Source organism: Kitasatospora sp. NPDC056076, from assembly GCF_042266305.1.
Taxonomy (GTDB): Bacteria; Actinomycetota; Actinomycetes; order Streptomycetales; family Streptomycetaceae; genus Kitasatospora.
The window spans coordinates 55431-72334 of sequence record NZ_JBHJWG010000048.1 but is presented as its reverse complement, the minus strand read 5'-3'; the positions used below and the strand labels follow the sequence as shown (position 1 = coordinate 72334).

Sequence of the window (16904 nt, the reverse complement as noted above, 5' to 3'; positions counted from 1 at the left end):
ATGTCGCAATCCACACCGAGCCAGAAGGCCCTCACTCATTTCAAGATCACCCAGCCGTGAACCCCGTCACCAACCTCCGTGGTCAGTACACCTAGCCGGCACACCGGCGGCGCCTGGCCGGCACACCCGGCACGAGCACGACGGAAGGGCCCGGAACCATCAGGTTCCGGGCCCTTCTCCGTACGTCGTGCAGTGGCTCAGCCGAGCCGCGACTCCGCCCGCCGGGCGCGGACGTCGCCGACCTTCTGCCCGACCTTGCGCCGGATGACCAGCAGCGGCGCCATCGCGGCGAGCGTGATCTGGGCGAAGGCCCCGACGTGCATCAGGGTGTCGCCACCGGGCAGCCCGGTCGCCCAGGCGGCCAGGCAGCCGATCGCCACGACGACCCAGCAGAGCGTGGCGGTGGCCAGCAGCCCCTGGGGCTTCGGGTACTCGATCCGGCTGACCATGAGGTACGCGGCGCCGAAGATGGCGAGCAGACCGGGCAGGAACGGCGGGTCGAGCAGCACGATGGCGATGACCGTCATCGCGCCCATCGGGCAGGGCATGCCCTGGAACACCCCGGGCCGCATCTTGACGGTCGAGAAGCGGGCCAGCCGCAGGACCACCGCGAGCAGCACGGTCAGCGCGATCAGCGCCGAGAGCTTGGTGTTGGAGCCCTGGGAGACCATGCCCCAGACCGCGACGAAGTAGGCCGGCGCGATGCCGAAGCTGATCAGGTCGGCCAGGTTGTCGAGTTCCGCTCCGAGGGCGGAGGAGCGGAGCTTCCGCGCCACCAGGCCGTCGAAGAGGTCGCACATCGAGCCGATCAGCAGCAGCGTCACCGCGGTGGCGGCGCTGTGCCGGTCCGGAGCGGCGTCCGGGTTGGTGATGTGCGGGACCAGGACCCCGGTGGTGATCGAGTAGATCGCCAGGAAGCCGCAGACGGCGTTCCCCAGGGTCAGGAAGTCGGCGGTGGACAGGTGCTGCGGGGAGCGCGGGGCGCGCAGCTCACGGTCGCGCGCCCAGCGGCGACGGCGCAGGGCCGTCTCCTCGTCGTCCAGGCCGACGATTGTTTCAGGATCAGTCACGGTCAAGGCGCGTCACCCCGGCTGTGGTCTTCTGGCCGACCTCGACGCCGACCTCGACGCCGGCCGGCAGGTAGGTGTCGACCCGGGAGCCGAACCGGATCAGGCCGATCCGGTCGCCCTGCTCGACCTTGGTTCCGGCGGCCACGTACGGCACGATCCGGCGGGCCACGGCCCCCGCGATCTGCACCATCTCGATGTCGCCGAGCTCGGTGTCGAAGTGCCAGACGACCCGCTCGTTCTGGTCGCTGTCCTTGTTGAAGGCCGGCACGAAGCCGCCCGCGACGTGCTCGACCGACGTCACCGTGCCCGGCAGGGGCGCGCGGTTGACGTGGACGTTGAGCGGGCTCATGAAGATCGCGACCCGGGTGCGGCCGTCCGGCCAGGCGTCGATGCTCTGGACCACGCCGTCGGCGGGGGAGATGACTCTGCCGGTGCCGATCTCACGCTCGGGGTCGCGGAAGAACCACAGCATGCCCGCGCCGAGCGCACAGGCCGGTACCGCCGCCAGGGCCCACTTGCCGTTGCGCCGGGTGAGGGCGGTGGTCACGGCGGCCGTGGCGAGGGTGGGGACGAACCAGGGGGTGGCTCCGCGCGCGATGGTCACGCGGGGTCGCCGACCGGCCGCCGGGGCTGCGAGGGCATCGCGGTCCGTGACGGAGGTGTGAGGGGACGGGCTGATGGGCATCGAAAACCTTTGTCGCGGGGGATCATGGCCGCTGGACGGGGGCCACCGCGGGATCGGTAATAGAAGGGACGGCTTGCTGTCCCGGTGGATGCTATCGGGAGCACACGGTGGGTGGGCAACCCGCCTGCTCGTTCATGTGTCCGGTGGGAGCGCGTGCGCGCGTCCTGCCTCTACGACCGTAGCTCGCCCCGGTCCGGTTCCCAAGGGACCGGACAGGGCTGGTGACTCTTGTCTCAGCAGGGGTGCGGGCGGAACCCGGTGGGGGACACGGGCCGTACCGGGTGGAAGAAGGTGTACGGAAGCGGCCGCAGGGCGCGTCGCTGCAGCTGTACGCCCTGCGGCCGCTTTCCGGAGGCCGTGCCGGACCCAGGCGGACCAGGCCGGGCCGTGACGGGCACGGCACTCCGCCGGGACGGGCCCGCACGCCCGTCGACCGGCGGTTTCGGAGCGGGCCGCCCGTCAATGCGGGCGGCCTCGCAATCACTCGGCGGTCCCCGCGTTCGGGCGGGGGCCGGGCCGTCACTCGGCGATCTTGTACTCCTCCAGGAGCCGGCGCCCGACGATCATCTTCTGGATCTCCGCAGTTCCTTCACCGATGAGCAGCATCGGGGCCTCGCGGTAGAGGCGCTCGATCTCGTACTCCTTCGAGAAGCCGTAGCCGCCGTGGATCCGGAAGGCGTCCTCGACGACCTCCTTGCAGTACTCGGAGGCCAGGTACTTGGCCATGCCCGCCTCCAGGTCGTTGCGCTCGCCGCTGTCCTTCTTGCGGGCGGCCATGACCATCATCTGGTGGGCGGCCTCGACCTTGGTGGCCATCTCGGCGAGCTTGAACTGGATCGCCTGGTGCTCGGCGATCTTCTTGCCGAAGGTGGAGCGCTGCTGGGCGTAGGAGATGCCGAGCTCGAAGGCGCGGCGGGCGACGCCGCAGCCGCGGGCGGCGACGTTGACCCGGCCGACCTCGACGCCGTCCATCATCTGGTAGAAGCCGCGGCCCGGGACGCCGCCGAGGACGCGGTTGGCCGGAATCCGCACGTCCTGGAGCACCAGCTCGGTGGTGTCGACGCCCTTGTAGCCCATCTTCTCGATCTTCCCGGGCACGGTGAGGCCGGGGACGGTCGGGTTCGGGCCGAAACCGGCCGTCTTCTCGATCAGGAAGGTGGTCATGTTCTTGTACGGGGAGCTGCCGCCCTCGTCGGTCTTGCACAGGACCGCGACCAGGGTGGAGGTGCCGCCGTTGGTGAGCCACATCTTCTGGCCGTTGAGGACGTAGAACTCGCCGTCCTTGACGCCCTTGGTGGAGATGGCGGAAACGTCGGAGCCGAGTCCGGGCTCGGACATCGAGAAGGCGCCGCGGATTTCGCCGGCCGCCATCTTCGGCAGGAAGTGGTCCTTCTGCTCCTGGGTGCCGTGGGCGTTGATCATGTGCGCCACGATGAAGTGGGTGTTGACGATGCCGGAGACCGACATCCAGCCGCGGGCGATCTCCTCGACCACCAGGGCGTAGGTGAGCAGGGACTCGCCGAGGCCGCCGTACTCCTCGGGGATCGTGAGGCCGAACAGCCCGAGCTGCTTCATGCCCTCGACGATCGCGGTCGGGTACTCGTCCTTGTGCTCCAGCTCGGTCGCGACCGGAATGATCTCCTTGTCGACGAAATCCCGCACGGTGGCGAGGATGTCCCGCTGGATCTCGGTGAGGCCGTCGGTCTGTGCGAGGCGTCCCATCGTGCGGCTCCGGAATGTCTGAAAACGGGCGGGGGGGGGGATTTCCGGGGGCCCTGCCGGCGTGGCTGCGGCAGCAGGGCCCCCGACCGGGTGGGGGTCGGCCGATGACGGCGGCCTACCCGTCCGGGGTCTCTGGGAGGGGGGGTGGTTCAGGAGAGCGGCTCGGGGCGCCCCGGCTGCTCGCCGCCGCGCTCCTTGATGTACGTCTCGGTCGGCACCATCACCTTGCGGCGGAAGACGCAGACGACGGTGCCGTCCTGCTTGTAGCCCTTGGTCTCGACGTGGACGATGCCGCGGTCGTTCTTGGACTTGGACGGCCACTTGTCCAGGACGGTCGTCTCGCCGTAGAGGGTGTCGCCGTGGAAGGTCGGCGCGATGTGGCGCAGCGACTCGATCTCCAGGTTGGCGATCGCCTTGCCGGAGACGTCCGGGACGGACATGCCGAGCAGCAGCGAGTAGATGTAGTTGCCCACCACGACGTTCTTGCCGAAGTCGGTCGTCTTCTCGGCGTAGTTGGTGTCCATGTGGAGCGGGTGGTGGTTCATGGTGAGCAGGCAGAACAGGTGGTCGTCGTACTCGGTGACCGTCTTGCCGGGCCAGTGCTTGTAGACCGCGCCGACCTCGAACTCCTCGTAGGTGCGTCCGAACTGCATGGCCTCAGGCCTCCGCCTTCTTGTCAGATCCGGGCTGTTCGAACTTGCTGGTGCGCTGCATGCCGGCGGCCCGGCCCTTGCCGGAGACGACCAGGGCCATCTTGCGGCTGGCCTCGTCGATCATCTCGTCGCCGAGCATCGCGGAGCCCTTGGCGCCGCCGGCCTCGGAGGTGCAGTAGTCGTACGCGTCGAGGATCAGCTCGGCGTGGTCGTAGTCCTCCTGGGAGGGGGAGTAGACCTCGTTGGCGATGGCGACCTGGTCCGGGTGCAGCACCCACTTGCCGTCGAAGCCGAGGGCGGCGGAGCGGCCGGCGACCTCGCGGTAGCCGTCGGCGTTGCGGATCTGGAGGTACGGGCCGTCGATCGCCTGGAGGTCGTTGGCGCGGGCGGCCATCAGGATGCGCATCAGGATGTAGTGGTAGGCGTCGGCGTTGTAGCCGGGCGGCTGCTCGCCGACCACCAGGGACTTCATGTTGATGGAGGCCATGAAGTCGGCTGGGCCGAAGATGATGGTCTCCAGCCGGGGCGAGGCCTCGGCGATGGCGTCGACGTTGATCAGGCCCTTGGCGTTCTCGATCTGCGCCTCGATGCCGATCCTGCCGACCTCGAAGCCCATGGTCTTCTCGATCTGGGTGAGCAGCAGGTCGAGCGCCTTGACCTGCTCGGCGTCCTGGACCTTGGGCAGCATGATGCAGTCGAGGTTGGGGCCGGCGCCCTCGACGACGGTGATCACGTCGCGGTAGGTCCAGTGGGTGGTCCAGTCGTTGACGCGGACGACGCGGGTCTTGCCGCCCCAGTCGCCGTTGTTCAGCGCGTCGACGATGTGGTGGCGGGCGCTCTCCTTGACCAGCGGGGCGCAGGCGTCCTCCAGGTCGAGGAAGACCTGGTCGGCCGGGAGGCCCTGGGCCTTCTCCAGGAAGCGCGGGTTGCTGCCCGGTACGGCGAGGCAGGAGCGGCGCGGGCGAAGGCGGTTCAAAGCAGTCATGAGGGTGGTTCGTTCCTTCCCAGTGGTCAGCTGGTCAGCTGGTCAGTTCGTGGCCGCGGTCGGTGCGGACGTCCACGGCTGGAGCCGGTTGGCCAGCCGGATCTCGTCCACGATCCGGCCGATGATGGTGGTGATGCCGAAGTCCTTCGGGGTGAACACGGCGGCGACGCCGGCGGCCTTGAGGGCCTCGCCGTCCGCTGCCGGGATGATGCCACCCACGATCACCGGGACATCCTCCACCCCGGCGCGGCGCAGCCGCTTCAGGACGTCGGGCACCAGCTCGGTGTGCGCGCCGGAGAGGATGGACAGGCCCACGCAGTGCACGTCCTCCGCCACGGCGGCGGAGACGATCTGCTCCGGGGTGAGCCGGATGCCCTGGTAGACCACCTCGAACCCGGCGTCGCGGGCCCGGACGGCGATCTGCTCGGCGCCGTTGGAGTGGCCGTCCAGGCCGGGCTTGCCGACCAGCAGGCGCAGCTTGCCGGCGCCCAGCTCCTCGGCGGTGGCGGCGACGGCGGCGCGGACCTGCTCCAGCTCCCCGCCCGGCTCGGCGGCGACCGCGACGGGCGCGCCGCCCACGCCGGTGGGGGCGCGGTACTCGCCGAACACCTCGCGCAGGGCGAAGGACCACTCGCCGGTGGTGACTCCGGCGCGGGCGCAGGCGAGGGTGGCCGGCATCAGGTTGGCCTCGGTGGCGGCGACGGTCTTGAGCTCGGCCAGCGCCTCCTGGGCGGCGGCCTCGTCGCGGGCGCCGCGCCAGGCCTCCAGGGCGGCGAGCACGGACTGCTCGGAGGCCGGGTCGACGACCATGATCGCGGTGTCGAGGTCGGCGGTGAGCGGGCTGGGCTCGGTGGTGTCGAAGCAGTTGACCCCGATGATCTTGTCTTCGCCGGACTCGATCCGGGCCCGGCGGGCGGCGTGCGAGGCGACCAGGTTGGACTTGAGGTAGCCGGACTCGACGGCCGGAATCACCCCGCCCATCTCCATCACCTTGGCGATCTCCGCCTCGGCGCCGGCCAGCAGCGCCGCGGTCTTGGTCTCGATCACCTCGGAGCCGTTGAAGAGGTCGCCGTACTCCAGCAGGTCCGACTCGTAGGCCAGCACCTGCTGGATCCGCAGCGACCACTGCTGGTCCCACGGCCGCGGCAGCCCCAACGCCTCGTTCCAGGCCGGGAGTTGGACGGCCCGGGCGCGGGCGTCCTTGGACAGGGTGACGGCCAGCATCTCCAGCACGATCCGCTGGACGTTGTTCTCCGGCTGGGCCTCGGTCAGCCCGAGCGAGTTGACCTGGACGCCGTAGCGGAACCGGCGCTGCTTGGGGTCGGTGACCCTGTAGCGCTCCAGCGTGACCTTCTCCCAGAGCTGGGCGAAGGCGCGCATCTTGCACATCTCCTCGACGAAGCGCACGCCGGCGTTGACGAAGAAGGAGATCCGGGCGACCACGTCGCCCATCCGCTCGGCGGGCACCTGCCCGGAGTCGCGGACGGCGTCGAGCACCGAGATGGCGGTGCACATCGCGTACGCGATCTCCTGGACGGGCGTGGCCCCGGCCTCCTGGAGGTGGTAGCTGCAGATGTTGATCGGGTTCCACTTGGGGATGTTGCCGACCGTGTAGGCGATCATGTCGGTGATCAGGCGCACCGACGGGCCGGGCGGGAAGACGTGTGTCCCGCGCGACAGGTACTCCTTGACGATGTCGTTCTGGGTGGTGCCGGTGAGCTTGGCGACGTCGGCGCCCTGCTCCTCGGCGACCACCTGGTAGAGCGCCAGCAGCCACATCGCGGTGGCGTTGATCGTCATGGAGGTGTTGGTCTGTTCGAGCGGGATGCCGTCGAACAGGGTGCGCATGTCGCCGACGTGGCCGACCGGGACGCCGACCCGGCCCACCTCGCCGCGGGCGAGGATGTGGTCGGAGTCGTAGCCGGTCTGGGTCGGCAGGTCGAAGGCGACGGACAGGCCGGTCTGGCCCTTCGCCAGGTTCCGCCGGTAGAGCGCGTTGGAGTCGCTCGCGGTGGAGTGGCCGGCGTAGGTGCGCATCAGCCACGGGCGGTCGCGCTTCTGGGGCTCTGTCATCGGATCGGCCTCAGATGTTCCGGAAGCGGTTGATCGCGTCGAGGTGGGTGGCGCGCAGCTCGGCGTCGCGCACGCCCAGGCCCTCCTCGGGGGCCAGGCAGAGCACGCCGACCTTGCCCTGGTGCTTGTTGTGGTGCACGTCGAGGGCGGCCTGGCCGGTCTCCTCCAGCGAGTACACCTTGGAGAGGGTCGGGTGGATCTTGCCCTTGGCGACCAGGCGGTTGGCCTCGTAGGCCTCGCGGTAGTTGGCGAAGTGCGAGCCGACGATCCGCTTGAGCGACATCCACAGGTAGCGGTTGTCGTACTGGTGCATGAAGCCGGAGGTGGAGGCGCAGGTGACGATGGTGCCGCCCTTGCGGGTGACGTACACCGAGGCGCCGAAGGTCTCCCGGCCCGGGTGCTCGAAGACGATGTCGACGTCCTCGCCGCCGGTGAACTCGCGGATCTTGGAGCCCAGGCGCTTCCACTCGCGCGGGTCCTGGTTGTTCTCGTCCTTCCAGAACTTGTAGCCCTCGGCCGAGCGGTCGATGATCGCCTCGGCGCCCATGGCGCGGCAGATGTCGGCCTTGGACTCGCTGGAGACCACGCAGATCGGGGTGGCGCCGCCGGCCAGCGCGTACTGGGTGGCGTACGAGCCGAGGCCGCCGCTGGCGCCCCAGATCAGCACGTTGTCGCCCTGCTTCATGCCGGCGCCGTTCTGCGACACCAGCTGGCGGTAGGCGGTGGAGTTGACCAGGCCGGGGGAGGCGGCCTCCTCCCAGGAGAGGTGCTTCGGCTTGGGCAGCAGCTGGTTGGTCTTCACCAGGGCGAGCTGGGCCAGGCCGCCGAAGTTGGTCTCGAAGCCCCAGATGCGCTGCTCCGGGTCCATCATCGTGTCGTTGTGGCCGTCCGGGGACTCCAGCTCGACCGAGAGGCAGTGGGCGACGACCTCGTCGCCGGGCTTCCAGGCGTTGACCCCGGCGCCGGTGCGCAGCACCACGCCCGCGAGGTCGGAGCCGAGCACGTGGTACGGCAGGTCGTGGCGCTTGGTGAGCGGCGACAGCCGGCCGTAGCGCTCCAGGAAGCCGAAGGTGGAGACCGGCTCGAAGATCGAGCTCCACACGGTGTTGTAGTTCACCGAGCTGGCCATGACCGCGACCAGGGCCTCGCCGGGGCCGAGCTCCGGGAGGGCGACCTCGTCGAGGTGGAGGGACTTTCGGGGGTCCTTGTCGCGGCTGTCGAGGCCCGCGAACATCTGCTCCTCGTCCTTGTGGAGCGTGACCGCCCGGTAGGACTCGGGGAGCTTGATCGCCGCGTAGTCGGCCGACGTGGCGTCGGAGCTGAGGATCGCGTCGAGGATTTCCTGCATGGCTGCCTCCGAAGGCGTACCTGTGTGAGGGTCACAGGGCGTCTGGGGGAGCCGGGAGCGGACACCGGCTTCGCTGAGGTGGGTGGTTGGCGGTCAGGCGGTCGCCCGGTGGTGGTCCGGGCGGGTCTGCACTGCTGGTCTGGCTCTGCTCCCGGGGTGTGGGAACGCCGGACGACGGCGCGCCGAGGTGGGGAGCCGCGGCGCCGCGACTGGTGAGTAACAAGGTAGTGGCACCCTGTGCCACTCGTAAAGACACCGGGTGTCAGGAATTCCGACACTCCGGAAGGGTGCGGAACGCGCGTAGTGCGGGTACGCCGAGGGCCCGTACCGATACCTCGGTACGGGCCCTCGCTGTTCCTCTGACCTGCGGTTATTGCCGCCTCAGTGGCCCCGGGTGCCACTCAGCGCGGCCCGGATGCTGTCCACCACGACCTCCAGCGGAGCGTCCGTGCGGGCGACTGTGATGAGCACCTCACCTCCGGGACTGGCACTCAGTGCGCTCTCCGCCACCCCGTCCTCTGGCATCCCACTGGCACCCGGTGCCACCAACGGGCCCCGGCGTCTGGCACCCGGGGCACTGGCCGCCCAGAAGGTCCGCCGGATCACCTCGAAGGAGTGGTCCAGCTGCGCCTCGACGTCGCCCCGGCCGCCGGCCCGCAGCCAGCGCCGCAGCACGTGGTTGTGCGCCGCCACGACCGCCGCCGCCGACACCTCGGCCAGCATCGGGTCGTCCTCGCCGCCGCGCTGCCAGCCCGACGGAATGGACTCCCCGGTGTCGAAACGGCCCAGCAGGTAGCGGGTGAACAGCCGCTCGTACCGGGCCACCACGGCGATCTCGCGCTCGCGCAGCGCCGGGACCTGACGGATCAGCTGGTACCGCGCGACCGACACCCCCGGGGTGGAGGCGTACATCCGCAGCACCTCCTTGATGCCGCGGCACACCACGTCCAGCGGGTGCTCCTCCGGCTCGGCGCTGGCCAGCAGGTCGGCCACCCGCACCAGGGTGTCGTCGTGGTCGGGGAAGATCGCCTCCTCCTTCGACCGGAAGTACCGGAAGAAGGTGCGCCGGGCGACCCCGGCGGCCGCGGCGATCTGGTCGACCGTCGTCTCCTCGTAGCCCTGCGAGGCGAACAGCTCCATCGCGGCCGCGGCCAGGTCCTGGCGCATCTGCTGGCGCTGCGCCGCCGCCCGGCGGCTGCCCGGCCCGGCCTCCGACCCGGTGCCCCCGGACGGGCCGGCCGTCCGTTCGGTGCCGCGCGGTCCGGCGGTGTGCTGAGGGGTGGCTGACTGAACCCGATCCATGTCCGGAACGCTACACGGCCCGGTCGGTGGGGCCGCGGCCCTTCCCCGGCGCACCGGCGTGACCGGGCCGGTCACGGCCGGTCTGGGCCAGCGCGCGGACACCGCCCCCGGGGTCCAGGCGGGGTGGCCGGCCGCCCCGGAGCCGTGCGGCGCGGCACCGTTGCCGTAGGCCGCGCCGTTGCCCGGGGGCGGGGCGCCGGGGCCGTACGGCGCCGCTCCCGCGTCCGGCAGCCGGTCGCCCCCGGCCCGTGACGCGGTCACCGGCGCGCGTGGTCGCGGAAGCCGCGGCCGGTCTTGCGGCCCAGGCAGCCGGCCGCGACCAGGTGCTCCAGCAGCGGCGCCGCGGCCAGGCCGGGCTCGCGGAACTCCTGGTGCAGCACCTGCTCGATGGTCAGCGAGACGTCCAGGCCGACCACGTCCAGCAGCTCGAACGGGCCCATCGGGTAGCCGCAGCCCAGCTTCATCGCGGTGTCGATGTCGTCCACCGTCGCGTAGTGCTCCTGGAGCATCCGCACCGCGTCGTTCAGGTACGGGAACAGCAGGGCGTTGACGATGAAGCCGGCCCGGTCGCCGCACTCCACCGGGTGCTTGCGCACCTTCGCGGTCAGCTCCAGCACCGTCGCCGTGACGTCCGGGGCGGTCAGCACGGTGGAGACCACCTCGACCAGCTTCATGGCCGGCGCCGGGTTGAAGAAGTGCATGCCGATCACGTCCTGCGGCCGCGAGGTGGCGGTCGCGCAGCTGATCACCGGCAGCGAGGAGGTGGTGGTGGCGAGCACCGCGCCCGGACGGACGATCTTGTCCAGGGTCGCGAACAGCTCCCGCTTGACCTCCAGGTCCTCGGCGACCGCCTCGACCACCAGGTCCACCTCGGCCAGCTCGGCGTACCGGCCGACCGGGGTGACCAGCGCCAGCGCGGCGTCCCGCTGCTCCGCGCTCAGCCGGCCCTTGGCGACCGAGCGCTCCAGCGACCTCGCCAGCTGCGCCTTGGCCCGCTCGGCCTTCTCCTGGCTGCGGGCGGCCAGCAGCACCGGGTGCCCGGCCTTGGCGAACACCTCGGCGATGCCGGTGGCCATCGTGCCCGAGCCGCAGACGCCGACGGTGCGCACCTCGCGGCCCGCCACCTTCGGCTGCGCCGGGCCGGTGGCCGCGTCCACGGCCCTGGAGGAGCCCGGCGCCTCGTAGGTGTAGAAGCCGCGCCCGGACTTGCGGCCCAGCAGCCCGGCCGAGACCAGCTGGCCGAGGATCGGCGCGGGCGCGTGCAGCCGGTCCCGGGACTGCTCGTACATCGCCTCCAGCACCGTCCGGGCGGTGTCCACGCCGATCAGGTCGAGCAGCGCCAGCGGGCCCATCGGCAGGCCGCAGCCGAGCCGCATCGCGGCGTCGATGTCCTCCCGGGACGCGTACTTGGACTCGTACATCGAGGCGGCCTGGTTCAGGTACGCGAACAGCAGGCCGTTCACCACGAAGCCGGCCCGGTCGCCCGCCGCCACCGGCTCCTTGCCCAGGTCGCGGGCGAAGGCGGCGGCGTCCTCGGCGGTCTGCGGGGAGGTCAGCACGGTGCGCACCACCTCGACGAGCTTCATGGTGTGCACCGGGTTGAAGAAGTGCAGGCCGAGCACCCGCTCGGGACGGGCCGTCGCGGCGGCGATCCGGGTCACCGACAGGGCGGTGGTGCCGGTGGCCAGCACCGTGCCCTCCGGGCAGATCCGGTCCAGCTCGGCGAAGACCTCCCGCTTCAACTCCAGCTGCTCGGGGACCTCCTCGATCACCAGGTCCGCCTCGGCGGCGGCGGTCAGCTCGTGCCCGACCGAGATCCGGGCCAGCAGCGCGGTGCGCTCCCCGGCGGTGATCCGCTCCCGGTCGACCGCGTGCGCGGTCGCCTCCTCGATCCGGGCCAGCGCCCGGGCGGCCGAGTCCTCGGAGGCCTCGATGCCGATCACCCGGCGGCCGCTCCTGGCGACCGCCACCGCGACTCCGGCACCCATCGTGCCGAGGCCGACGACGGCCACGGTGGGGAAGGGACGCTCCATCAGTCCTGACTCCTATGTCATGAAGGGCCCGCGCGCGCTCCGGCGGGCGGGCCGCCGCGCCCGTCGACGAGGACGGGGGCGGCCGGCGCCGGAGGAGGGTTCGCGCGCGGGGGCTTGGGGAGATGACGGGGTTCCGGCAGGCCCGGGCAGCGGCCGGTCCGCTCCGGCCGAACTGCGGGGTGTGCCGTGGTGCTCAGGCGCTCGAAGGTGAAGGAAGCGGCACTGATACGAGGAGAGACCCGGCCCGCCGCGGTCCGCGGCACCGGCCGGTGAAGGCGCACCGCGCGGGCGCCGCAGACACGACGACCGCGACCTCCCGTCGGTGCGGCTCCCGAAGCCCGACGGTGGTGCGTCCGGCCACTGTAGCGAAGCTACTCGCGAGTAGGAAGAGGGCGTCGGCGGAAAACCGTCCGGCTCCGGCCCGGCACGGCGGCGGATCGGACCCGAACGACCTTTCCCCGAACGGGTGAAGAGACGGACGGGCGTCCGTTCGTTCCACCCGATAGGGGAGTTACCGGCCCCCGGTCCGCGGGGCAGCATGGCGGCATGAGCACCGTCACCGCCGCCCAGGCCGCCGACCCCGTCGGGCCGCTCGGCCCCGGCGCCCTCGCGGCCGCCGTCGCGCTGCCCCCGCGGGCCGAGCGCGCCGAGCGGGCCGAGCGCGCCGTCGACCGGCTGCGCACCGCCGCCGTCGAGGCGGTCGCCGTGACGTGGGTGGACAACGCGGGCATCGCCCGGGTCAAGGGTGTGCCGCTCGACGGCCTGGTGCACGCGGCCCAGTGGGGCGTCGGCGCGGCGCCCTGCTTCGACGTGTTCCTCGCCGACGACACCATCACCACCAGCCCGCTGATCGGCGGCCCCACCGGGGACTTGAGGCTCTACCCCGACCTCGACCGGATCGTCCCGCTGGCCGCCCAGCCCGGCTGGGCCTGGGCCCCGGCGGACCGCCACACCCAGGCCGGCGCCCCGCACCCCGGCTGCCAGCGCCTGTTCGCCCGCCGGGCGGAGGCCGCGGCCTCCGCCCGCGGGTTGAGCCTCAAGGCGGGCATCGAGGTCGAGTGGGTGGTCGCCCTGGCGGGGGCCCCGCAGGAGCCGCCGCAGTACCCCACGCACGGCCCCGCGTACGGCATGCACCGGCTCACCGACCTCTCCGACTACCTGCGGGACGTCCTGCGCGCCCTCCGCGCCCAGGGCCTGGGCGTGCTGCAGATCCACCCCGAGTACTCCCCGGGCCAGTTCGAGGTCTCGGTCGCCCCCGAGGGCCCGGTCGGCGCCGCCGACACCTCCGTCCTGGTCCGGCACACTGTCCGCGCCGTCTCCGCCCGGCACGGCCTGCGGGCCTCCTTCGCCCCCGTGGTCGAGGCCGACGGGGTCGGCAACGGCGGCCACCTCCACCTCAGCCTCTGGCGGGACGGCCGCAACCTCGGGCACGGCGGCGCCGGCCCGCACGGGCTGACGGCCGAGGCCGAGGGCTTCCTCGCCGGGGTGCTCCGGGCACTGCCCGAACTCCTGGTGCTGGGCTGCTCCAGCCCCGCCGGGTACCTGCGGCTGGTGCCCCGGCACTGGGCCGGGGCGTACCAGTGCTGGGGCCTGGAGAACCGGGAGGCCGCGCTGCGCCTGGTCACCGGCTCCACCGGGGAGCGCGCCGCCGCCGCGAACGCCGAGGTCAAGTGCTTCGACGCGAGCGCCAACCCGTACCTCGCGGTCGGCGCGGTGATCGCCGCCGGCCTCGCCGGCCTGGACGAACGCCGGGCCCTGCCACCGGAGTTCACCGGCGATCCGGCCGCAGCCGAGCCGGGCACGGTGCCCCGGCTGCCGCAGGGCCCGGCCGAGGCGCTCGCCGCGTACGAGCGCTCGGCGGTGCTGCGCGAGGCACTCGGCGAGCCGCTGCACCAGGCGGTGGCGGCGGTGCGCCGGGCCGAGGCCGAGCAGTACGCGGCCGTCGGCGCGGAGGAGTTGATCGCGGCGACGCGCTGGCGGTACTGAGGTGGCCCGTTCGGGGGCCGCGGAAGGGCGGCTCGGGGCGCTGGAGGTCGGGGCGCCGGGGGTCGGGGCCCTGGACGTCGGGGGCCTGGAGATCGGGGCGCTGGTCGACCACCACTGCCACAGCGTGGTGGCGGCCGAGCTCGCCGACGACGCCCTGGCCGGACTGCTCACCGAGTCCGACCGCCCGCCCGCGCCCGGCTGCTCGCCCTTCGACAGCGCGATCGGCCTCGCCGTCCGGCGGTGGTGCCCGCCCGTGCTCGGCCTGCCGGCGCACGCCCCGGCCGCCGACTACCTGGCCCGGCGGCGCGAGTTGGGCGCGGCGGAGGCCACCCGCCGGCTGCTCGCGGCCGCCGGACTGGACACCTGCCTGGTGGACACCGGGCTGACCGCCGCCGCGGGCCGCGCACTGCTGCCGCTGCCCGAACTCGCCGAGGCCACCGGGGCGGTGGTGCGCGAGGTGGTCCGGCTGGAGTCGGTGGCCGAGCGCGTGCCGGGCGGCGCGGCGGACTGGCCGCGGGCCGTCGGCGAGGCCCTGGCGCGGGCCGCCGCCGGTGCCGTCGCGGTCAAGTCGGTGGTCGCCTACCGGCACGGCCTGGCCGTCCCCGCCGAGCGGCCCGCCCGCCCGGCCGTGGTGGCCGCCGCCGGCGCCCAGCTGCGCGCCGGGGGCGGGCGGCTGACCGATCCGGTCCTGCTGCACCACCTGCTCTGGACGGCCGTGGACGTCTGCGCCGAGCTGCGCCTGCCCCTCCAGCTCCACACCGGTTTCGGCGATCCCGACCTCACCCTGCACCACGCCGACCCGTCCCTGCTGACCGACTTCGTCCGCGCCGCCGAGCCCAGCGGCGTCCCGCTGGTGCTGCTGCACGGCTATCCGTACCACCGGCAGGCCGGCTGGCTGGCCCAGGCCTTTCCGACGGTGTACGCCGATCTGGGGCTGACGGCCTCCTACACCGGGCCGCGGGTGGCGGCGGTGCTCGGCGAGATGTCGGAACTGGTGCCCTTCGGAAAACTGTTGTTCTCCACCGACGCCTACGGACTTCCCGAACTGTTCTCGGTGGGCGCCGCACAGTTCCGGCACGGACTGGGCATGCTCCTCGCCGACTGGCGGGCGGACGGCGCCTGTTCGGCCGCGGACGCGCAGCGTGTGGCCCGACTGGTCGCGGCCGACAACGCGCGCCGCCTGTACGCGCTCGGCTGAGCGCCCGGCTGTGTTTTCGCGCACATGCCAAACCGGCCCAGTCGTCGACGAACCATCACTTTTTAACAATCTTGAACCCTGTTCCGCCTGTTGACCGGTGGAGCGCGAACCTCCGTTGTTGGTCTAGATGTGACGATTAGATGACTACCTCTTGCGCTTATCAGCGAATATTCATTAACGTCCCGGTCATCCCAGCGCACCTGCCACACCGCAGCTGCCGGATGACGACTCGGGAGGGCCAACCCCAATGAGAGTTCCTCGGATCAGCCGGACCCGCTACGCGGCTGTGGGCCTGGTGCTCGCGACCGCCGGAGCTCTCGCGCTCCCGGCCGGCACCGCCGTCGCGGCGCCCACCGGCGACTCGACGACCGGTCCGCTGCTCAGCTACGTCGTCAACACCAAGGCCAACCACGGCCAGGTGCAGAAGGTGGAGAAGGCCGTCACCGCCCTCGGCGGCACGGTGGTCCAGTCGTACGACCAGGTCGGCGTCATCGTCGCCCGCTCCAACGACACCAAGTTCGCGGAGAAGCTGCGTCTGGCCAAGGGCGTCGACTCGGTCGGCGCCAGCCGCACCAAGGGCATCCTCGCCGCCGACCAGACCAAGGCCGAGGTCGCCGAGGCGCCGACCGGTGCCGCCGCCGCCGCGAACGGCCAGGAGCCGTACGAGCCCAACCAGTGGGACATGCGCCAGATCGGCGTCGACAAGGCGCACAAGATCTCGCTGGGCAGCCGCAACGTCACCGTCGGCGTGCTGGACTCCGGCATCGACGCCACCCACGAGGACCTGGCCGCCAACGTGGACGCCTCGCAGTCGGTCTCCTGCATCGACGGCAGGACGAACACCGACTGGAAGGCGTGGCAGCCGACCACCAGCGACCACGGCACCCACGTCGCCGGCACGATCGCCGCCGCCAAGAACGGCAAGGGCATCGTCGGCATCGCCCCGAACGTCAAGCTGGCCGCGGTCAAGGTCGTCGACGACGGTGGCTTCATCTACCCGGAGAACGCGGTCTGCGGCTTCGTCTGGGCCGGCGAGCACGGCTTCAAGGTGACGAACAACAGCTACTACGTCGACCCGTGGATGTTCAACTGCCCGAACGACAAGGACCAGGCCGCGATCTCGGACGCCGTCCGCAAGGCCGTCGCCTTCTCGCAGCGCAAGGGCGTCCTGAACGTCGCCGCCGCCGGTAACGAGAACATCGACCTGGCGCACAAGACCACCGACGTCTCCAGCCCGGACGACACCAAGCCCGGCACCCGCCCGGTCACCAACGACTGCCTGTCGCTGCCGACCGAGCTGCCCGGCGTGATCGCGGTCTCCGCGGTCGGCGTCAACGGCGACAAGTCGTACTACTCCAGCTACGGCAAGGGCGTCGTCACCGTCGCCGCGCCGGGTGGTGACGCCCGTTACCAGATCCCGGACACCCCGGACAAGAACGGTCGCATCCTGTCGACCATCCCGGGCAACAAGTACGGGTACATGCAGGGCACCTCGATGGCCACCCCGCACGTCACCGGCGTGGTCGCGCTGCTCGCCAGTACCTTCCCGTGGGCCAGCCCGGACGAGCTCACCGAGCTGCTGACCAACCAGGCCGAGTCCCACGCCTGCCCGACCGGCGTCTACAACCCGGGCAACACGGGCCAGTTCAAGGCCACCTGCGAGGGCGGCGCGGACGACAACGGCTTCTACGGCGCGGGCATCATCAACGCCGAGAAGGCGGTCCAGTGGTGGCGCTGACGCGCTGACCACCCGGCGCTGAACACCGAGCGCTGACCACCGAACGCCGAGCTGGGGGGCGGGGCCACGGGCCCCGCCCCCCAGCGGTGTTCCGGCCCCGCGCGCACCCGG

General features: G+C 71.9%; 12 protein-coding genes. 3 read left to right on the top strand and 9 right to left on the bottom strand.

What is annotated here, in order from left to right; genetic code table 11:
* Positions 1-197 precede the first annotated feature (197 nt).
* From ACFC1T_RS31275 to ACFC1T_RS31235, 9 genes are all read right to left on the bottom strand, one after another.
* Positions 198-1076, bottom strand: a complete 879-nt coding sequence (locus tag ACFC1T_RS31275) for a CDP-alcohol phosphatidyltransferase family protein (protein WP_375894011.1) — start codon at positions 1074-1076, stop codon at positions 198-200.
* A complete protein-coding gene (locus ACFC1T_RS31270; protein WP_375894008.1) occupies positions 1063-1755 on the bottom strand; it encodes a phosphatidylserine decarboxylase in 693 nt (230 codons plus the stop codon). The genes ACFC1T_RS31275 and ACFC1T_RS31270 overlap by 14 nt, the downstream gene beginning before the upstream one ends.
* A 519-nt stretch (positions 1756-2274) precedes the next feature.
* Positions 2275-3477, bottom strand: coding sequence for an acyl-CoA dehydrogenase family protein (locus tag ACFC1T_RS31265; protein ID WP_375894005.1), 1203 nt, complete (start codon positions 3475-3477; stop codon positions 2275-2277).
* Between the two features lie 149 nt (positions 3478-3626).
* Complete coding sequence (locus ACFC1T_RS31260; RefSeq protein WP_375894002.1) at positions 3627-4130, bottom strand: MaoC family dehydratase; 504 nt, start codon at positions 4128-4130, stop codon at positions 3627-3629.
* A gap of 4 nt (positions 4131-4134) precedes the next feature.
* The gene (locus ACFC1T_RS31255; protein ID WP_375894001.1) at positions 4135-5115 is read right to left on the bottom strand and encodes an HpcH/HpaI aldolase/citrate lyase family protein; all 981 of its coding nucleotides are present in this window, start codon (positions 5113-5115) and stop codon (positions 4135-4137) included.
* 42 nt (positions 5116-5157) lie between these two features.
* Positions 5158-7188, bottom strand: coding sequence for a protein meaA (locus ACFC1T_RS31250; RefSeq protein WP_375893999.1), 2031 nt, complete (start codon positions 7186-7188; stop codon positions 5158-5160).
* Positions 7189-7198: 10 nt separating this feature from the next.
* On the bottom strand, positions 7199-8536 hold the full coding sequence (gene ccrA, locus ACFC1T_RS31245; RefSeq protein ID WP_375893996.1) for a crotonyl-CoA carboxylase/reductase: 1338 nt from the start codon (positions 8534-8536) through the stop codon (positions 7199-7201).
* 381 nt (positions 8537-8917) lie between these two features.
* Positions 8918-9838: a TetR family transcriptional regulator gene (locus ACFC1T_RS31240; RefSeq protein WP_375893993.1), complete on the bottom strand. Its 921-nt coding sequence runs from the start codon at positions 9836-9838 to the stop codon at positions 8918-8920.
* Positions 9839-10095: 257 nt separating this feature from the next.
* Positions 10096-11871 carry a 3-hydroxyacyl-CoA dehydrogenase family protein gene (locus tag ACFC1T_RS31235; RefSeq protein WP_375893990.1) on the bottom strand — a complete coding sequence of 592 codons (1776 nt, stop codon included), beginning with the start codon at positions 11869-11871 and terminating at the stop codon, positions 10096-10098.
* 546 nt (positions 11872-12417) lie between these two features.
* On the opposite strand from ACFC1T_RS31235, the gene ACFC1T_RS31230 reads away from it, so the two are divergent.
* The 3 genes from ACFC1T_RS31230 (at position 12418) to ACFC1T_RS31220 (ending at position 16793) form a co-directional block, all read left to right on the top strand.
* Positions 12418-13857, top strand: coding sequence for a glutamine synthetase (locus ACFC1T_RS31230; RefSeq protein WP_375893987.1), 1440 nt, complete (start codon positions 12418-12420; stop codon positions 13855-13857).
* A 1-nt stretch (position 13858) separates the two neighbouring features.
* Positions 13859-15055 carry an amidohydrolase family protein gene (locus ACFC1T_RS31225; RefSeq protein ID WP_375893984.1) on the top strand — a complete coding sequence of 399 codons (1197 nt, stop codon included), beginning with the start codon at positions 13859-13861 and terminating at the stop codon, positions 15053-15055.
* A 247-nt stretch (positions 15056-15302) separates the two neighbouring features.
* Entirely contained in the window at positions 15303-16793 is a 1491-nt protein-coding gene (locus ACFC1T_RS31220) for a S8 family serine peptidase (protein WP_375893981.1), read from the top strand.
* The last annotated feature ends 111 nt before the right edge of the window (positions 16794-16904 follow it).